This is a genomic window from Ancylobacter sp. WKF20 (assembly GCF_029760895.1).
Classification (GTDB): Bacteria; Pseudomonadota; Alphaproteobacteria; order Rhizobiales; family Xanthobacteraceae; genus Ancylobacter.
Genome location: NZ_CP121679.1, coordinates 1,513,493 through 1,529,741, shown reverse-complemented (window position 1 = coordinate 1,529,741; position 16,249 = coordinate 1,513,493). Strand labels below are relative to the sequence as shown.

General features: G+C 66.5%; 13 protein-coding genes. 8 read left to right on the top strand and 5 right to left on the bottom strand.

The annotated features are described in order from the left end of the window. Positions 1-19 precede the first annotated feature (19 nt). From AncyloWKF20_RS07010 to AncyloWKF20_RS06990, 5 genes are all read left to right on the top strand, one after another. On the top strand, positions 20-1,015 hold the full coding sequence (locus AncyloWKF20_RS07010; RefSeq protein WP_279317164.1) for an HlyD family efflux transporter periplasmic adaptor subunit: 996 nt from the start codon (positions 20-22) through the stop codon (positions 1,013-1,015). Further along, entirely contained in the window at positions 1,012-1,959 is a 948-nt protein-coding gene (locus AncyloWKF20_RS07005; protein WP_279317163.1) for an ABC transporter ATP-binding protein, read from the top strand. Before AncyloWKF20_RS07010 ends, AncyloWKF20_RS07005 begins: the two co-directional genes overlap by 4 nt. Beyond that, complete coding sequence (locus AncyloWKF20_RS07000; protein WP_279317162.1) at positions 1,956-3,101, top strand: ABC transporter permease; 1,146 nt, start codon at positions 1,956-1,958, stop codon at positions 3,099-3,101. Before AncyloWKF20_RS07005 ends, AncyloWKF20_RS07000 begins: the two co-directional genes overlap by 4 nt. A gap of 172 nt (positions 3,102-3,273) precedes the next feature. Continuing rightward, a complete protein-coding gene (locus AncyloWKF20_RS06995; protein ID WP_279317161.1) occupies positions 3,274-5,979 on the top strand; it encodes an autotransporter outer membrane beta-barrel domain-containing protein in 2,706 nt (901 codons plus the stop codon). A gap of 840 nt (positions 5,980-6,819) precedes the next feature. Continuing rightward, on the top strand, positions 6,820-8,361 hold the full coding sequence (locus AncyloWKF20_RS06990; RefSeq protein ID WP_279317160.1) for an MFS transporter: 1,542 nt from the start codon (positions 6,820-6,822) through the stop codon (positions 8,359-8,361). A gap of 250 nt (positions 8,362-8,611) precedes the next feature. Here AncyloWKF20_RS06990 and groL read toward each other — a convergent pair whose 3' ends face one another. Next, positions 8,612-10,252 carry a chaperonin GroEL gene (gene groL / locus AncyloWKF20_RS06985; protein ID WP_267582114.1) on the bottom strand — a complete coding sequence of 547 codons (1,641 nt, stop codon included), beginning with the start codon at positions 10,250-10,252 and terminating at the stop codon, positions 8,612-8,614. A gap of 49 nt (positions 10,253-10,301) precedes the next feature. Continuing rightward, positions 10,302-10,616 carry a co-chaperone GroES gene (gene groES, locus AncyloWKF20_RS06980; RefSeq protein ID WP_267582115.1) on the bottom strand — a complete coding sequence of 105 codons (315 nt, stop codon included), beginning with the start codon at positions 10,614-10,616 and terminating at the stop codon, positions 10,302-10,304. A 298-nt stretch (positions 10,617-10,914) separates the two neighbouring features. Here groES and AncyloWKF20_RS06975 point away from each other — a divergent pair, with 298 nt between their 5' ends. The 3 genes from AncyloWKF20_RS06975 (at position 10,915) to AncyloWKF20_RS06965 (ending at position 13,459) form a co-directional block, all read left to right on the top strand. Further along, positions 10,915-11,220: an usg protein gene (locus tag AncyloWKF20_RS06975; RefSeq protein WP_279317159.1), complete on the top strand. Its 306-nt coding sequence runs from the start codon at positions 10,915-10,917 to the stop codon at positions 11,218-11,220. 120 nt (positions 11,221-11,340) lie between these two features. After that, on the top strand, positions 11,341-11,970 hold the full coding sequence (locus AncyloWKF20_RS06970) for an exopolysaccharide biosynthesis protein (protein ID WP_279317158.1): 630 nt from the start codon (positions 11,341-11,343) through the stop codon (positions 11,968-11,970). Between the two features lie 79 nt (positions 11,971-12,049). Next, entirely contained in the window at positions 12,050-13,459 is a 1,410-nt protein-coding gene (locus AncyloWKF20_RS06965) for a DUF2235 domain-containing protein (protein WP_279317157.1), read from the top strand. On the opposite strand, the gene AncyloWKF20_RS06960 is transcribed toward AncyloWKF20_RS06965, so the two are convergent. The 3 genes from AncyloWKF20_RS06960 to AncyloWKF20_RS06950 all read right to left on the bottom strand — a co-directional run bounded on the left by AncyloWKF20_RS06960 (position 13,456) and on the right by AncyloWKF20_RS06950 (position 16,241). Then, positions 13,456-14,211: an SDR family NAD(P)-dependent oxidoreductase gene (locus tag AncyloWKF20_RS06960; protein WP_279317156.1), complete on the bottom strand. Its 756-nt coding sequence runs from the start codon at positions 14,209-14,211 to the stop codon at positions 13,456-13,458. The genes AncyloWKF20_RS06965 and AncyloWKF20_RS06960 overlap by 4 nt on opposite strands. A gap of 333 nt (positions 14,212-14,544) precedes the next feature. Beyond that, positions 14,545-15,291, bottom strand: coding sequence for a peptidase (locus AncyloWKF20_RS06955; RefSeq protein ID WP_267582121.1), 747 nt, complete (start codon positions 15,289-15,291; stop codon positions 14,545-14,547). An 89-nt stretch (positions 15,292-15,380) separates the two neighbouring features. Then, positions 15,381-16,241, bottom strand: a complete 861-nt coding sequence (locus tag AncyloWKF20_RS06950; RefSeq protein ID WP_279317155.1) for a transglutaminase family protein — start codon at positions 16,239-16,241, stop codon at positions 15,381-15,383. Positions 16,242-16,249 lie beyond the last annotated feature (8 nt).

The window sequence follows — 16,249 nt, the reverse complement described above, 5'->3', positions numbered from 1 at the left end:
CGTGCGCCAGCGAGTGCCCATGCCCCAGCCCGACCACGCTTTCGCGTCACGCATCCCGGCCCGGCGGGGCCGGCTGTGCCTGACGGTTGGCTTGCTGGTGGCGACACTGGCGGGCTGCGCCGATGCAGGCCCGCCGCGCTATCAGGGCTATGCCGAGGGCGATCTGATCTTCGTCGGACCGGATGAGGCGGGCCGGTTGATCAGCCTCGCCGTGGAGGAGGGCGACCGCGTCACCCAAGGCACGGCGCTGTTCACCATTGATTCCGCGCTCCAGCAGGCCGAGGTCGACGCGGCTCAGGCGAGCCTCGCCCAGGCGCAGGCGGAGCTGGAGAACCTGACCAGCGCCGCTCAGCGCCCGCAGGAAATCGCCGTGCTGGAGGCGACGCGGCGCCGGGCCGAGGCGACGCTCGACCTCTCGCGCATCGAGCTTGAGCGGCAGAAGGAGCTTTTTGCCAAGCAGGTCGGCTCAAAGGCGGCGCTCGACACCGCCCAGCACACCTATGACCAGAATCAGGCGGCACTGGACGAGGTGGACACGCAGATCACCGTGGCCGGCCTCGGCTCGCGCGAGAAGCAGATCGCGGCGGCCCAACGCGCTGTCGAGGCGGCCGAGGCCAATCTCAGTGCGGCGCGGACGCGGCTCACCCGGCGCAGCCTCGCCGCGCCCGTCGCGGGCTCGGTCGAGACGGTGTATTTCCGGCCGGGCGAGCTTGTGCCGGCGGGTCGGCCGGTGGTGTCGCTGCTGCCGCCGGAGCTGATCAAGCTGCGCTTCTTCGTGCCCGAACCCGATCTGCCGCGCTTCACGCTCGGCGCACCGGTGCGGGTAACCTGCGATGGCTGCACGGCGCCGGTGGACGCCAAGGTGAGCTATATCGCCGCCAGCGCGGAATACACCCCGCCGGTGATCTACAGCCTCGACGAGCGAGCCAAGCTTGTCTTTCTCCTGGAAGCACGCGCCGACACGCCGGGGGCGCTGCGGCCGGGGCAGCCGATCACCGTGCAGCGTCTGCCATGAGCGGCGAGGGGGAGCCATCGACGCCGGACTACGCCATCGAGGTGGAGGGCCTCTCCAAGCGTTTTGGCGACCGCGTGGTGGTGCGCGATCTCTCGATGCGCGTGCGGCGCGGCCAGATCTACGGCTTCCTCGGGCCGAATGGCTCGGGCAAGACGACGACGATCCGCATGCTCTGCGGACTGCTGACGCCCGATGCCGGGCGGGGGACGTGCCTCGGCTTCGACATCCTCACCGAGGCGCGCACCATCCGCCGGCATGTCGGCTACATGACGCAGAAATTCAGCCTCTACGCCGATCTATCGGTGCGCGAGAACCTCGAATTCGTCGCCCGCATCTATGGCGTGCCGGACCCGGTGGGGGCCGCGCGGGCCGCCGTCGAGCGGCTGGGCCTTGCCGGACGCGACCGGCAGCTTGCCGGTTCGCTATCGGGCGGGTGGAAGCAGCGCCTGGCGCTCGGCGCCTGCATCCTGCCCGCGCCGCAACTTCTTCTCCTGGATGAGCCGACTGCCGGCGTCGATCCCAAGGCGCGGCGCGAGTTCTGGGCGCAGATCCATGAGTTGGCGGCGGAAGGGCTGACCGTGCTGGTCTCGACCCATTACATGGACGAGGCCGAGCGCTGCCATGAGATCGCGTATATCGCCTATGGCGAATTGCTGGCGCAGGGGCCGGTGGCCGAGGTGGTCGCGCGCTCGGGCCTTTCCACCTGGACCGTGATGGGCGGTGACCCGGCGGCGCTGGCGCGGGAGCTTTCCGGCCTGCCGGGCATCGAGATGGTCGCGCCTTTCGGGGCGAGCGTTCATGTCGGCGGGCATGACGCGGCGGCGCTGGAGGTGGCCATCGCGCCTTATCGCGCCCGGCCGGGGCTCGACTGGCGCCAGGACGCCCCGACCCTGGAGGACGTCTTCATCGACCTGATGAACCGCTCGCGGGATAATTTCCGATGAGCGGTTCACTGCGCCGGATCGGCGCCATGATGCGCAAGGAGTTTCTGCAATTGCTGCGGGACCGGGTGTCCTTCGCCAGCATGATCATGATCCCGCTGCTGCAACTCGTGCTGTTCGGCTACGCCATCAACACCACGCCGCGCCATCTGCCGACCGCCGTTCTCGCCCATGAGAACAGCTCGCTGACGCGGGCCATTCTCGCGGCGCTGGAGAACACGAAGTACTTTTCCGTCACCCATCACCCCCGCACTGAAGCTGAGGCCGAGCGGCTGATGCGCTCGGGCGACGTGCTGTTCGTGGTGGAGATCCCCGCCGGCTTCGAGCGCGCGGTGCGCCGCGGCGAGAACCCGGCGCTCCTGGTGGCGGCTGACGCCACCGATCCGGTCGCCTCGGGCAGCGCGCTCGCGGCGCTGAACCGGCTGGTCGATGCGGCGGTGACGCGGGAGCGTTTCGCGGTGGATGGCGGGCCGCGCGGCAGCGGGCTGGAGGACCAGCCGCCGCCCTTCGAGATCATCACCCATGCCCGCTACAACCCGGCGGCGGTGACGCAGCTCAACATCGTGCCCGGCCTGCTCGGCACCATCCTCACCATGACCATGCTGATCTTCACCGCGCTCTCGGTGACGCGGGAGATCGAGCGCGGGACCATGGAAACGCTGCTGGCCATGCCGATCCGCCCGGTCGAGGTGATGCTCGGCAAGATCGCGCCCTATGTGCTGGTCGGGGCCGGGCAGGCGGCGCTCATCGTGCTGGCGGGAATCGGGCTGTTCGCCGTTCCGGTGGTGGGTTCGCTCGGGTTGCTCACCGCGCTCACCGCCCTGTTCATCGTGGCCAACCTGTCCATCGGCTACACCTTCTCGACGCTGGCGCAGAACCAGCTTCAGGCGGTGCAGATGACCTTCATGTACTTCCTGCCCAATATCCTGCTGTCCGGCTTCATGTTCCCCTTCGCCGGCATGCCGCGCTGGGCGCAATGGATCTCCGAGACCCTGCCGCTCACCCATTATCTGCGCATGGTGCGCGGCATCCTGCTCAAGGGCGCGACGGCCAGCGACCTCGCCACGGATATTGCCGGGCTGACCGCGATCATGCTCGTGGCGATGGTGATCGCCGTTAGCCGCTTCCGCCAGACACTGGACTAGTCCGGCATTTGAATACCATTGCTGCCCATCCTGTTACCTCTTTCCCACATCCCCAGATAATTACCCATTTACCGTTTCGTAAGGTATGGACCCGTCAGTCTGAAATGCATTAGCTGTCCCGACCCGGCGCTTTGAATGGGGTTCGCGCGGGTTGTGGGGCAGTGTTAACATTATGAATAAGCTCGGTTTTCGCACGGCCTTGCTGGCCGGCGTCGCAATGTCGGCCATGATGGCGAGCGCACAGGCGGCGGCGCCACCGAACTGCACCTACATCACAACCGACGGGACGAGGTACTGGACCTGCCCGGCCGGGACTCTGGCGAGCGTATCGCTGTCCTCCAGTCGCGACGTGCTGACGCTGTCCACGGGCACGACGGTGACGGGCGATGTCTCCGCCAGCGGCGAGAACGACACCGTGACCATCGATGGGGCGACGATCGGCGGCAAGGTGATCGGCGACGCCGACGACGACATTCTCACCCTCAATTCTGGCTCGATTGGCGCCAAGCTCCGGGGCGGCGCCGGCAATGACGTCATCACCGTCAATGGCGGCTCGGTCGCCAGCAGCGTCGAAGGCGACAGCGGCTGGGACGTGATCCACATCAATGGCGGCACGATCGGCGGCGACGTGATCGGCGAGGAGATCTATGTCACCGGCGGCCGGATCAAGGGTGATATCAGCGGCGGCACGCTCGGTCAGAACAACGTGTTCACGATCAGTGGCGGCACCGTCGAGGGCATCATCTACGGCTATGAGGGCGCGGACAGCATCACCATCACCGGCGGTACAGTCGGCGAGGTGAAAGCGGGCGACGACGACGATACCGTGACGCTCGATGGCGGCACCGTGCTGCACGATATCCAGGCGGGCTCGGGCTACGACATCATCACCATCCGGTCGGGCTCCGTCGGCGGCGATGTCTATGGCGAAGAGATCACCGTGTCCGGCGGCACTATCAGCGGCAACATCGACGGTGGCTCGATCGGGCAGCAGAATTTCGTCACCGTCACCGGCGGCACCATCCTCGGCACGATCAATGTCAAGGAAGGCGATGATGTCGTCACGATCCAGGGCGGCTCCATCGGCGGCATCAATGGCGGCGCCGGCGACGACAGGATCGTGATCCAGTCCGTTTCCATGGTCACGCTGAACGGCGCGATCAATGCCGGCGAGGGCGAGGATACGGTGATCTTCGACGGCGCCGTCGAGGGGGTGAACCTCACCCTCAACGGCGTGAGCGTGGATGGCGGCACTGACCGCGACCAGCTCAACATCGTCGATGGCAGCAGCCTCACGCTGGGTAGCGTGATCAGTTTCGCCGAACTCTCTGTCAGCACGAACTCGTCGCTGACGCTGGCCGGCACCAGCTACGTCTTCGGCCCGTCACTGGCGTATGGCGTGGTCGATGTGGATGCGACCTCGGCCCTGGCGCTCAGCGCTTCCAGCGTGTCGCTGGAGACGCGCAATTTCAATCTCGGCAGCGCCGATCTTCCCGGCGGCCAGCTCATCATCGGCGCCGGCACCGAGACCGACGCGACGGTGGAGGTCACCGGCAGCTTCAACAATTACGGCGTCATCTCGCTGCTCGACGGCGCGGTCGGCGACAAGCTCACCATCTCCGGCAATTATGTCGGCGGCGCCAATGGCACGCTGAGCTCGGGCGTGATCGCGCTCGACGCGGTGGCCAATGGCAGCGGTGGCACGGCCGATACGGTGGTGCTCACCGGCGGCACGGTGTCGGGCACCACGACGCTGGTGGTCGCGCTCACCGGCAATGGCGGGGCGACCGGCCATGCGGCCGGGGCTGGCATTCAGGTCGTCGACGCTTCCGGTGCGACCAGCGTGAGTGAGGGGGCGTTCCAGCTTGCCACCAACCCGCTCACCGGCGACCAGTCGGTCATCGCCGGCGCCTATGCCTACAGCCTCTATCAGGCGGGCGGCAGCTATTATCTGCAGTCCGATGTTGCCGCGCAGGTGCCGGGCTATACGGTCGGCCCGTCGGCCGCGGCGAGCTACGCTTTCATGGCCTACAACACGCTGGACCGTCGCCTTGGCGAGATCCGCCAGGGTGAGGGCGCCGACGGCACCTGGCAGGCCTGGGGCCGGGCCTATGGCGGCTCGGTCACGGTAAAGCCGTCCTCCGGCTGGTCCTATGACCAGGATAGCCTGATGTCGCAGTTCGGCGTCGACAAGCGGGTCGATGTGTCGGTCGGCCAGCTCCATGTCGGCGCCTTCGCCGGCTATGGCTCGACCGATGTGTCGGTGCGCAACTCCAGCGCCACCTCGCAGCTCGACGGCTGGTCCTTCGGTGGGTACGCGACCTATTTCGCCGATGGCACGCCGGGGCTGGGCGGCTATGTCGACGTCGTCGCCAAGGCGGACATCCTCGACACCACCTTCTCCGCCCCGACCGGCCATGCGAGCACGGACACCACGAGCTGGGGCGTGTCGGCCGAGGTCGGCTATGGCTTTGCTCTTCCGCATGATCTCGTGCTGAAGCCGCAGGCCGAGCTCACCTATGTGCGCACGCAGCAGGACGCCTTCACCGATTCCGTTGGCATGGCGGTGGACGAGGCCACGCTCGACAATCTCGTCGGCCGCGTCGGCTTCCAGCTGCAGACGACCATCACCACCAAGGACGGCCGGGTGCACACGCCCTACATCATGGCGAATGTGCTGCACGACTTCATGGGCGATGGCGATGTGGTCGCTGGCGGCACGGCCTTTGGCGAGACCACGGGCGAGACCTGGTACACGCTGGGCGTCGGCATCACCTCCAACATCACCCAGAACTTCGCGCTGTACGGGCAGACCGGCGCCACGCTCGGCGACGTACAGGGCTGGGTGGGATCGCTCGGCCTGCGCGCGCGGTTCTGAGCGGCCCACGTCGCCCTGCGTCATCCCGGACGGCCATAGGCCGATCCGGGATCGCGTGCGTCTCGTTCACGCGCGCCCCGTCTCAGGTCTCCAACCGATGACGATCCCGGCTCTCCGGCTTCGCCTGCGGCCGGGATGACGACGGGATGGGGCCGGCCGGATGACGGCCCCTCTAGCGCGTCATCCCGGACGGCCAAAGGCCGATCCGGGATCGCGTGCCGCCTCGTTCACGTGGCCTCACTCCCAGAACGCCGTCATCCCCGGGCTTGGCCCGGGGATCCACGACTTGGGCCGGGCGCGACAGTGGCAAGTCGTGGATGGCCGGGCCAAGCCCGGTCCTGACGATGTGCGGGGGATGAGCGCGGCCTGCGATCCCGGCTCTCCGGCTTCGCCTGCGGCCGGGATGACGATGGGATGGGGGGATGACGGCAACCTATAGCCGTCATCCCGGACGGCCAAAGGCCGAGCCGGGATCGCGCTCCGACTTGATCACGCGGTCCCCACCCTCACGCCGTCATCCCCGGGCTTGACCCGGGGATCCACGACTTCGGCCGGGCGCGGCGAGAGGGAAGTCGTGGATGGCCGGGCCCAGCCCGGTCCTGACGGTGTGCCGGGGGTGATGATGGCGCTCGATGAGCCCCATCGGCCCGCGATCCCGGCTCTGCGCTCCGCTTCGGCCGGGATGACGAAAGGACGGGGGTGGCATGTCGAAAGGGGCGGAGGGCGGATGACGAATGGTCGGGACGCGTGACGATGACCTGACTATTCAGCGTCATCCCGCCCCTAGGCGTGGGCGGGTCATCGTGGCTTCATAGCGCGGGCCCAAGGGGAGACGATTGGGTGGCCAAGGGGATGGGGATGTTCGGCGCGGATAAGGGGCGGTCGGTCCAGGACTATATCGACGAAATGCCGGTGTGGGCGGATGGCACGCCGGTCGGCTATACGCCGATGACCGGCATGCAATGGCGGATCTGGTGGCTCGCCGCCTTCGGCAAATTCTTCGAGGGGATGGTGGTGTTCACCACCGCCGTCGCCTTGCCGCTGATTTCCGCCGAATTCGGTCTCGGCGCCACCGAGCATGGCGTCATCGGGGCCGCGAGCCTTGCCGGCATTCTGGTCGGGGCGCTACTGCTGGGCGGGCTGTCCGACACGTTCGGGCGCAAGTTCATGTTCGTGGTCGAGATGATCCTGTTCATCATCTTCCTCGTCCTCCTGTCGGTGAGCCCGACCTATTTCTGGCTGGCGGTCTTCCTGTTCGGCGTCGGCGTCGCGCTGGGCTGCGATTACCCGACGGCGCATCTCATCATTTCCGAGAGCATTCCGAGCGCCAATCGCGGCCGGCTGGTGCTGGCGGCCTTCGGCTTCCAGGCGCTGGGGGCGCTGGCCGGTACGGCGGTCGGCTATGCGGTGCTGGTGAACGATCCGACCGTCTCCGCCTGGCGGCTGATGTATGCGGCGGTGATCCTGCCCGCCGCCATCGTTACCGTGGCGCGTTTCTTCATCACCGAGTCCGCGCCGTGGCTGTTCGCGCAGGGACGGACGCTGGAGGCGGCGCGCGAGACCGCCCGGCTGCTCTATCGCGAGCCCGCCTATCCGCACCAGGTCGAACTGGCGACGCCCGCCGTCGGGGCAGGGACGCCAGGACACGGGGCCGGGGCCTCCGGCTGGCGCGAGCTGTTCACCCGCCGCAACCGGCGGGCGACGATCCTCGCTTCCGTGCCGTGGTTCATGCAGGATCTCAGCACCTACGGCATCGGGCTGTTTACCCCCACCATCCTCGCCGCCGCCTTCGGTCACGGCACACCAATTCAGCATGATGTCACCGATATCGTCGCCAGCCAGGTGCTGGCGGCCGAGGGCGCGGCGCTGATCGACACGCTGCTGATCGCCGGCATCTTCGCGGCAGTGCTGCTGGCCGACCGCGTGGGGCGCATTCCGCTGCAGATCATCGGCTTCATTGGCTGCGCCGCCGGCCTGCTGCTGGCGGCCATGTCGCATTACTACCCCGACCCCGGCCGCACCCTGCTGATCTTCGCCGGCTTCATGCTGTTCAACTTCATGACCAATGTCGGCCCGAACGCGCAGACCTACCTGATCGCCGGCGAGGTGTTTCCCACCCGCGTGCGCGGCAAGGGCGCGGGGCTGGCCGCCGCCACGGGCAAGATCGGCGCGGTGCTGACCGCGTTCCTGTTTCCCATCCTGCTGGCCGATATCGGCACCACCGCGCTGCTGATCGGCCTCGCCCTGACCTCCTTTGCCGGCGCGGCGATCACCTGGGCGTTCCGGGTGGAGACCATGGGCGCGGATTTGGAACGCCTGCACCAGCGCGCGGCGGACGATAGTCTCGACACGATCGCCGGCGCGGCGCGCGAGCCCGCCTGATCGCGCGCGTCGCAAACGAAAAGGGCGCAGCTTGCGCCGCGCCCTTCGTTCTTCAGTGTCGGTCGGACGATCAGAAGTCCATGCCGCCCATGCCGCCGCCCGAGACGTCGGCCTTGGCCGACGTCGGTTCTTGCGATTGCCGGGCGGCTTCAGACCGTCCTCAGAAGTCCATGCCGCCCATGCCGCCGCCCGAGACGTCGGCCTTGGCCGACGTCGGTTCTTGCGATTGCCGGGGGGCTTCAGACCGTCCTCAGAAGTCCATGCCGCCCATGCCGCCGCCCGGCATGGCCGGGGCCGCGGCGCCGGCCTTCTTGGGCAGCTCGGCGATCATCGCCTCGGTGGTGATGAGCAGCGAGGCGACCGAGGCGGCGTTCTGGATCGAGGAACGCAGGACCTTGGCCGGGTCGATGACGCCCGCCTTGAACATGTCGACATACTCGCCGGTCTGGGCGTTGAAGCCGTAGGCGTAGCTGTCCTTCTCCAGGATGCGGCCGACGATCAGCGAACCATCCTCGCCGGCATTGCTGGCGATCTGACGGGCCGGGGCCTGGATGGCCTTGCGGACGATCTCGACGCCGGTCTTCTGGTCGGGGTTAGCGGTCACGACGCCCTCGAGCGCCTTGATCGCGCGGAGCAGGGCAACGCCGCCGCCCGGCAGGATGCCTTCCTCGACGGCCGCGCGGGTCGCGTGCAGCGCGTCGTCAACGCGGTCCTTCTTCTCCTTGACCTCGACCTCGGTCGCGCCGCCGACGCGGATCACCGCGACGCCGCCCGCGAGCTTGGCCAGACGCTCCTGCAGCTTCTCGCGGTCGTAGTCCGAGGTGGTCTCCTCGATCTGCGCCTTGATCTGCGCGACGCGGGCCTCGATGTCGGCCTTGGCGCCGGTGCCGTCGACGATCGTGGTGTTCTCCTTCTCGATCACCACCTTCTTGGCGCGGCCGAGCATGGCGAGCGTCACGCTGTCGAGCTTGATGCCGAGATCGTCGGAGATGGCGGTGCCGCCGGTGAGGACGGCGATGTCCTGCAGCATGGCCTTGCGGCGATCACCGAAGCCGGGGGCCTTGACGGCCGCGACCTTGAGGCCGCCGCGCAGCTTGTTGACGACGAGCGTGGCGAGAGCCTCGCCCTCGATGTCCTCGGCGATGATCAGCAGGGGCTTGGAGGTCTGCACCACGGCCTCGAGGACCGGGAGGAGCTCCTGCAGGCCCGAGAGCTTCTTCTCGTGAATGAGGATGTAGGGATCCTCGAACTCCACGCGCATCTTCTCGGCGTTGGTGATGAAGTAGGGAGACAGGTAGCCGCGGTCGAACTGCATGCCCTCGACGACGTCGAGCTCGGTCTCGGCGGTCTTGGCTTCCTCGACGGTGATGACACCCTCGTTGCCGACCTTCTGCATGGCCTCGGCGAGGTACTTGCCGATCTCGGAATCGCCATTGGCGGAAATGGTGCCGACCTGGGCGATCTCCTCGTTCGAGGTGACCTTCTTGGCGTTCTTCTTGAGATCGGCGACGATCGCCTCGACCGCGAGGTCGATGCCGCGCTTCAGGTCCATCGGGTTCATGCCGGCGGCGACGGACTTGGCGCCTTCCTTCACGATGGCCTGGGCGAGCACGGTGGCGGTGGTGGTGCCGTCACCGGCGAGGTCGTTGGACTTCGAGGCCACTTCGCGCACCATCTGGGCGCCCATGTTCTCGAACTTGTCCTCGAGCTCGATCTCCTTGGCGACGGTGACGCCGTCCTTGGTGATGCGCGGAGCGCCGAAGGACTTCTCGATCACGACGTTACGGCCCTTGGGGCCGAGGGTCACCTTCACCGCATTGGCGAGGATGTCGACGCCGCGCAGCATCTTCTCGCGCGCGTCGCCCGCAAATTTCACTTCTTTGGCAGACATGTCTTTTAACTCCGGTGATGCGTTACGACTTGCGTCGGGCGTTCGGGCGTCACGCCGCCTTCTTGGCGGAGGCGCTGTCGTCGATCACGCCGAGGATGTCGGACTCCTTCATGATCAGGTAGTCGACGCCGTCGATCTTGACCTCGGTGCCGGACCACTTGCCGAACAGCACGCGGTCACCGGCCTTCACGTCGAGCGCAACGAGCTTGCCGGCCTCGTCGCGGGCACCCGGGCCCACCGCGACCACCTCGCCCTGCGAGGGCTTTTCCTTGGCGGTGTCGGGGATGATGATGCCGCCCGCGGTCTTGGTTTCCGCATCGACGCGCTTGACCACCACACGGTCATGCAGGGGACGGAACTTCATCGGTTCTCTCCAGAAAAGCTTGAACGATCATCTGGTTTCATGGCGGCGGATCGGCCGGAACGGTCCCGATCACGCTGCCGCGAGGACATCTAGGCGGGGGGCGGAGGGGGCGCAAGGCCTCGGCGTGAAAAAATTGGCAGTCCCGTGAGGTGAGTGCCAGCACGCTGCCGCGCGGGTTGTCAGCACTCCCCGGCATATGCTGCTAGTGCATTGATATTGCACATGAAACGCGATCTTTGGACTTGTTCACGCAAGCTTCATGCGTTCAACTCGGCATGTCAGCGAAAGGAGGTTCCGCATGGCATCTCGTGAAGCATCCGCGCCGGGCGTGCATACCGCATCGGCGGATTTCGTCCGGCAGCTCGCCGGTTATGGCCTGACCACCGCCCAGATCCTCTACCGCATGCCGGACCACCCGGCGCTGCTGCAGACCTATCTCTGGCAACACTACGACCTTTATCCCCATTTCCCGGAGCTGAACCGCTTTCTCGACTTCTGGAAGCGCGAGCTGGAAGGGCCGCTGCACTCGGTCACCATCGCGCATTCACGGCTGATCAAGCCCGCCGAGCTGCGCCGCGTCGACGGGGTGTTCCAGATCCACTGAGCTGTGGGCGGCTCTTCCTGGCCGGGGGCGCGCGGCGATTTGGACGCTGTGCCCTCTCCTTGCCGCTTTCGCCGTGCTATGAGGGCGGCGAAACTGGGTGCCGTGGTGGTGTCCCAAGGCATGACTGAAGGCACCGGGCCGCCCATCGTGGATCATCGTTCGCCCCGCACCTCGGAGCTGCTCTCGGCGATCGTGACCGCCCATTCGGCGGAACGCATCGGCGTGGGCGAGATCGTGCATGCCCTGCGCAACCGCGCCTTCGGCCTGTCCATCCTGCTGCTCGGCCTGCCGAACTGCCTGCCCATGCCGCCGGGCATTCCGGTGATCTGCGGCGTGTTGCTGTGCCTCGTCGGCGCGCAGATGCTGCTCGGGCGTGACGAATTGTGGCTGCCGCGCTGGCTGGCGGCCCGCACCATTTCCCGCACGCTGCTGGAGAAGATCGTCCATGGCGCGCTGAAATGGATCCGCCGCTTCGAGGCGTATTCACGCCCGCGGCTGGCCTATTTCTCCAGCGCGGCCGCCCGTCTCGTGCTGGGCGGCGTGGTGGTCGTGCTGGGCCTGCTGCTGATGCTGCCGATCCCGATCTTCGGCAACCTGCCGCCGGGCATCGCCGTTTGCATTCTCGGCCTCGGCCTCGTCGAGCGCGACGGCGCCTTCATCGCCGCCGGCCTGGTCGCCAGCCTCGTCAGCCTCGGCGTGATGGGACTGTTGAGCTGGCTGATCTTCCAGGGCGCGCTGGCGGTGATCTGAGAGCGTTGAAATAAACTCAGGGTTGCATTTGGTAAAATGCAACCATTATGATGATGCTTCCGCAATGACGGGGGGCGTCATGAGTGTGAAATCAATCGATCCTTCGGCCGAGCGAACGGCCATCAAGCGCCTGCCGCGGCGGCTCATCCTCTGCCTTGACGGCACCTGGAACGATCCCAACAGCGAGGACATCACCAACATCGTGCGGCTGCGCGACATGCTGCAGCCGGGTGTCACCGATGGTGTCGAACAGCGCATCTATTATGACGAGGGCGTGGGAACTGCAGGCGGGTTTGACAAGCTGGCCGGCGGGGCAATCGGAACTGGCCTCGACGTCAATGTCCGCCAAGCCTACCGCTTCCTCAGCCAGTTCTACGCCCCCGGCGATGACATCTTCATTTTCGGCTTCTCGCGCGGTGCCTTCACCGCGCGCAGCCTTGCCGGCTATATTGGCGCGAGCGGGCTGCTCAAGGCCGAGAATTGCACGACGCAGAATGAACAGACGGTGTGGGAGCTCTACAGGACGCCGCCCAAGGACCGCTACCCGGCGGACACGGTATGGTTGCGCACGCTCACCCATGATGGCGTACGTATTCGCGGTCTCGGCGTTTTCGACACGGTGGGCTCGCTAGGTATCCCCGGAAGTGTCTTTCGGAGAAATCGCGAGCGCTACGAGTTTCACGACACGGCTCTATCCTCGATTATCGACGTGTCGCTGCACGCTGTGGCGATTGACGAGAAGCGGCGGTGGTACCCTCCCGCACTCTGGCAGGTGCCGCAGCATGCGGGATTCACGGCGGTTGAGCAGGTGTGGTTTCCAGGCGTGCATTCGGACATTGGCGGTGGCTATCAGGCCGGGGGTATCGGCGCTCTGACGTTGGCGTGGATGCTGAAGCGCCTCGATGCGCTGACGCCCGCGGGGCATGCCCCCGTTTTTCGGCCGGGTGAGCTTGAGGCGTTGCAAGGCGAAGACAGCCCTGACATTCACGAGTCCCGACAGCCGCCATTATTTTTCATGGACCGCAACGATCCGACGTATCGCGTGATCGCCCAGCAACGCCCGCGTGGAGCCGGGGTGCGTGTCGCTGGCTTGCCGCCCCAGGCCCGCTCCATCGGTGAGCACATCCATGTCAGTGCACTCGCCCGCTTGACAGACGGAAAAAACGAGGTCGGCGGCGCTTATGATCCGCCGAACCTGCGCGCTGCGCTGGAGGCGTATTTCTCGCCGACTCACACGGTTCTGCTACGGCCGAAGATCGCTCTCGGCTTCGTCGGCAAGGAGAGCCGACCGCTCGACTGGATCGGCAATGCGGCCGATTTCGACGAATTGCGGGCTGCGCTGCCCCAGAAGTATCGGGCGGACCTGGAGAAGGCGCGCAACGTTTGGGCCCCGGCGGTAAAGACCGATAAGTCGTCCCGCACGGCAGCCGCAACGCCGGATATTACGGCTGACAAGGCGCCGAGCGCCACGGAGGAGACCGTCCGCTAGCCCCGCCCGACAAACGGTGCGTTGGTGGCCATGATGGTCATGGTCAGCACATTCGCGTCGAGCGGCAGGCCGGCCATATAGGCGACGGCACGGCCGGCATGGACGGGGTCGAAGGTCGGCTCGACCATGATCTGGCCGTTGGGCTGAAGAATGCCGGTCTTCATCTTCACCGCCATGTCGGTGTCGGCATTGCCGATATCGATCTGTCCGCAGGCGATGTTGTGCGCGCGGCCTTCCAGCGCGACCTGCTTGGTGAGGCCTGTGACCGCGTGCTTGGTGGCGGTGTAGGGCGCGGTAAGCGGGCGCGGGGCGTGCGCCGAGATCGAGCCGTTATTGATGATGCGCCCGCCCTTGGGGGTCTGCGTCTTCATGAGACGGATGGCGGCCTGGGTGCAGAGGAACACGCCGGTGAGGTTGACGGTCACCACGCGTTGCCAGTCCTCCAGCGGGATGTCCTCGATCGGCATGCCCGGCGACCAGCCGCCGGCATTGTTGAACAGCATGTCGAGGCGCTTGAAACGGCTGGCGATCTCGTCGAACAGCGCGCGCACCGAGGCCGCGTCCGCCACATCCGCGGCGATGGGGTGAGCCGTCTGGCCCTTGGCGGCGATGACTGAGGCGAGCGCCTCGAGCGGTTCGGTGCGGCGACCGGTGAGAACAACCTCAAAGCCGGATTCGGCGAGGGCGAGAGCGGCGGCCTTGCCGATGCCGGTGCCGGCGCCGGTGACGAGGGCGATGCGGGGCGTGGTCATGTTTTTCCTCCCGAAGCGTCGAAATCTGTCCCGGCATGGCGTCGCCGGCAAGGCCAGCAGGGGCTGGCGGGGTGCGTGATGCCATGGAACCCGCAAGAGCTCATGGCGTTATCAGGGCGACAGTCAAGTCGAACGCGGTGAAACCATACGTCACCGCCCGTGAATTACTCAGTCGAGGAGAGCGATCATGCCCGCTATTCTGATGTGGCTCATCGGTATTCCGATTCCGATCATCATCCTGCTGTATCTGCTCACCTGACGGGTGACAGGACAATCGCAAGACGAGAGCCGCCGGTGCACCTGCATCGGCGGCTTTCGCGCGTTCACGCCCTTCTAGCGGTTTCGCCCATAGGGCGGGCGGGGGATCGAGGTGTGGGCGGCGCGCAGCGCGGCCGACCACCGCTCGCGCAGATCGTGGAAATAGGGCTCGCCCGGCTCGATGCGGTAATTCAGCTCCGACTGCCCGCCATCTCGGCGCGCCACCAGAATGTCGATGGGCATGCCGACACCGAGATTGGAGCGCATGGTCGAATCCATCGAGATCAGGCCCGACTTCAGCGCGTCATACAGGTCGGTCTCGAAGGTGATGGAGCGGTCCAGCACCGGCTTGCCATATTTGTGCTCGCCGATCTGCAGGAAGGGGGTGTCGGCGGTGCATTCAATGAAATTGCCAGCGGCGTAAATCATGAACAGCCGCAGCCGCCCGCCATTCACCTGTCCGCCGAACAGGAAGGAGACGTCGAAGCGGATGTCGGATTCCTTCAGGCCCTCGCCATAGAGACGATGGACATGACGGATGGCCGCGCCGACGAGCTGCGTCGCGCGGAACATGCTGCTGACGCTGGTCAGCGTGTCCTTCTTGCCGGTCTCCGGGTTCTCCAGCCCCTCCTGCAGGGTGCTGATGACGGCCTGCGAGATCGACAGGTTTCCCGCCGTCGCCAGCGCCATGATGTGGCGGCCCGGTTCCTCGAAGACGTGCAGCTTGCGGAAGGTCGAGATGTTGTCGAGCCCGGCATTGGTCCGGGTATCGGCAATCATGACGAGGCCGTCACGCACCAGAAGACCACAACAATAGGTCATCGAAGGCACTTCCCCCTGGCCACGGCCCTGTGGCGCGCGGCATCCCATTACGCGCCCTTATAGCGGGGCGCTTTTGCGGCCGGCAACCGTCAGCCCTGAATCTGCCGGCTCGACTGGTCGACGGTGAGAGCGACGGAGAGATTTTCCTCGCCGCCCCCATAGCGGTTGCCGCGCACCGGAGCGGCGCCGAGATAGTCGAGCCCCACGGCGAGCCGCACATAGGCCTCGGTCGGGCACTGGAGATTGGCCGGATCGAACCCGACCCAGCCCAGACCCTCCACATAGGCCTCGGCCCAGCCATGGCCGGCCTGCGCGGAGGCCCCCTGGAGCTGGATGAGGCCCTGCGTCTGCGATTGTGCCGCGCCGTCGGTGACGATGTAGCCGCTGGCGTAGCGGGCAGGGATGCCGATGTGGCGCGCCCCGGCGATGAAGATATGCGCGTAATCCTGGCACACGCCGCGCTTCAGCGCGAAGGCTTCCTTGGCGGTGGTGGTCGCCTGCGTCGGTTCGGGATCGAAGGTCATATGGGCGCCGATCGCTTCCATCAGCGCGTGCAGCTTGGCGATGCGGTCCTCAATACCGGCGGCCGCCTGTTCGGCGAAGGCGCGCAGGGCCGGGTCGGCGACGGTGAGGTCGGTCTCGCGCATATAGAGCGAGGCCGGGAAACGCTCCTTCACGCCACGCACCACGCCGGACGTGTCCTGTGTCTCGACCTCGCCCTCGACGATCACGCGTAGCTCCGAGATCGGCCCCTCTACCGCGAAAGTGTGGGTGAGGTTGCCGAACGCGTCCTCATGCGCCCGCAACCGGCAGCTTTCCGACACGTCGATGCGCCAGGAGACGACATATTGACCGTCATGGTTGCGCGGCGTGAGGCGCAGCGTCTGGATCGCGCCATTGGCCGGCGGATCGTAGGTATAGATGGTGGCGTGCTTCACATGGATACGCATGACGCGGC

Excerpts from the sequence above, each read along its gene's own strand:
- AncyloWKF20_RS07010 (WP_279317164.1), top strand. The coding sequence starts at position 20 with ATGCCCCAGCCCGACCACGCTTTCGCGTCACGCATCCCGGCCCGGCGG.
- AncyloWKF20_RS07005 (WP_279317163.1), top strand. The coding sequence starts at position 1,012 with ATGAGCGGCGAGGGGGAGCCATCGACGCCGGACTACGCCATCGAGGTG.
- AncyloWKF20_RS07000 (WP_279317162.1), top strand. The coding sequence starts at position 1,956 with ATGAGCGGTTCACTGCGCCGGATCGGCGCCATGATGCGCAAGGAGTTT.
- AncyloWKF20_RS06995 (WP_279317161.1), top strand. The coding sequence starts at position 3,274 with ATGAATAAGCTCGGTTTTCGCACGGCCTTGCTGGCCGGCGTCGCAATG.
- groL (WP_267582114.1), bottom strand. The coding sequence starts at position 10,252 with ATGTCTGCCAAAGAAGTGAAATTTGCGGGCGACGCGCGCGAGAAGATG.
- groES (WP_267582115.1), bottom strand. The coding sequence starts at position 10,616 with ATGAAGTTCCGTCCCCTGCATGACCGTGTGGTGGTCAAGCGCGTCGAT.
- AncyloWKF20_RS06975 (WP_279317159.1), top strand. The coding sequence starts at position 10,915 with ATGGCATCTCGTGAAGCATCCGCGCCGGGCGTGCATACCGCATCGGCG.
- AncyloWKF20_RS06970 (WP_279317158.1), top strand. The coding sequence starts at position 11,341 with ATGACTGAAGGCACCGGGCCGCCCATCGTGGATCATCGTTCGCCCCGC.
- AncyloWKF20_RS06965 (WP_279317157.1), top strand. The coding sequence starts at position 12,050 with ATGAGTGTGAAATCAATCGATCCTTCGGCCGAGCGAACGGCCATCAAG.
- AncyloWKF20_RS06960 (WP_279317156.1), bottom strand. The coding sequence starts at position 14,211 with ATGACCACGCCCCGCATCGCCCTCGTCACCGGCGCCGGCACCGGCATC.
- AncyloWKF20_RS06955 (WP_267582121.1), bottom strand. The coding sequence starts at position 15,291 with ATGACCTATTGTTGTGGTCTTCTGGTGCGTGACGGCCTCGTCATGATT.
- AncyloWKF20_RS06950 (WP_279317155.1), bottom strand. The coding sequence starts at position 16,241 with ATGCGTATCCATGTGAAGCACGCCACCATCTATACCTACGATCCGCCG.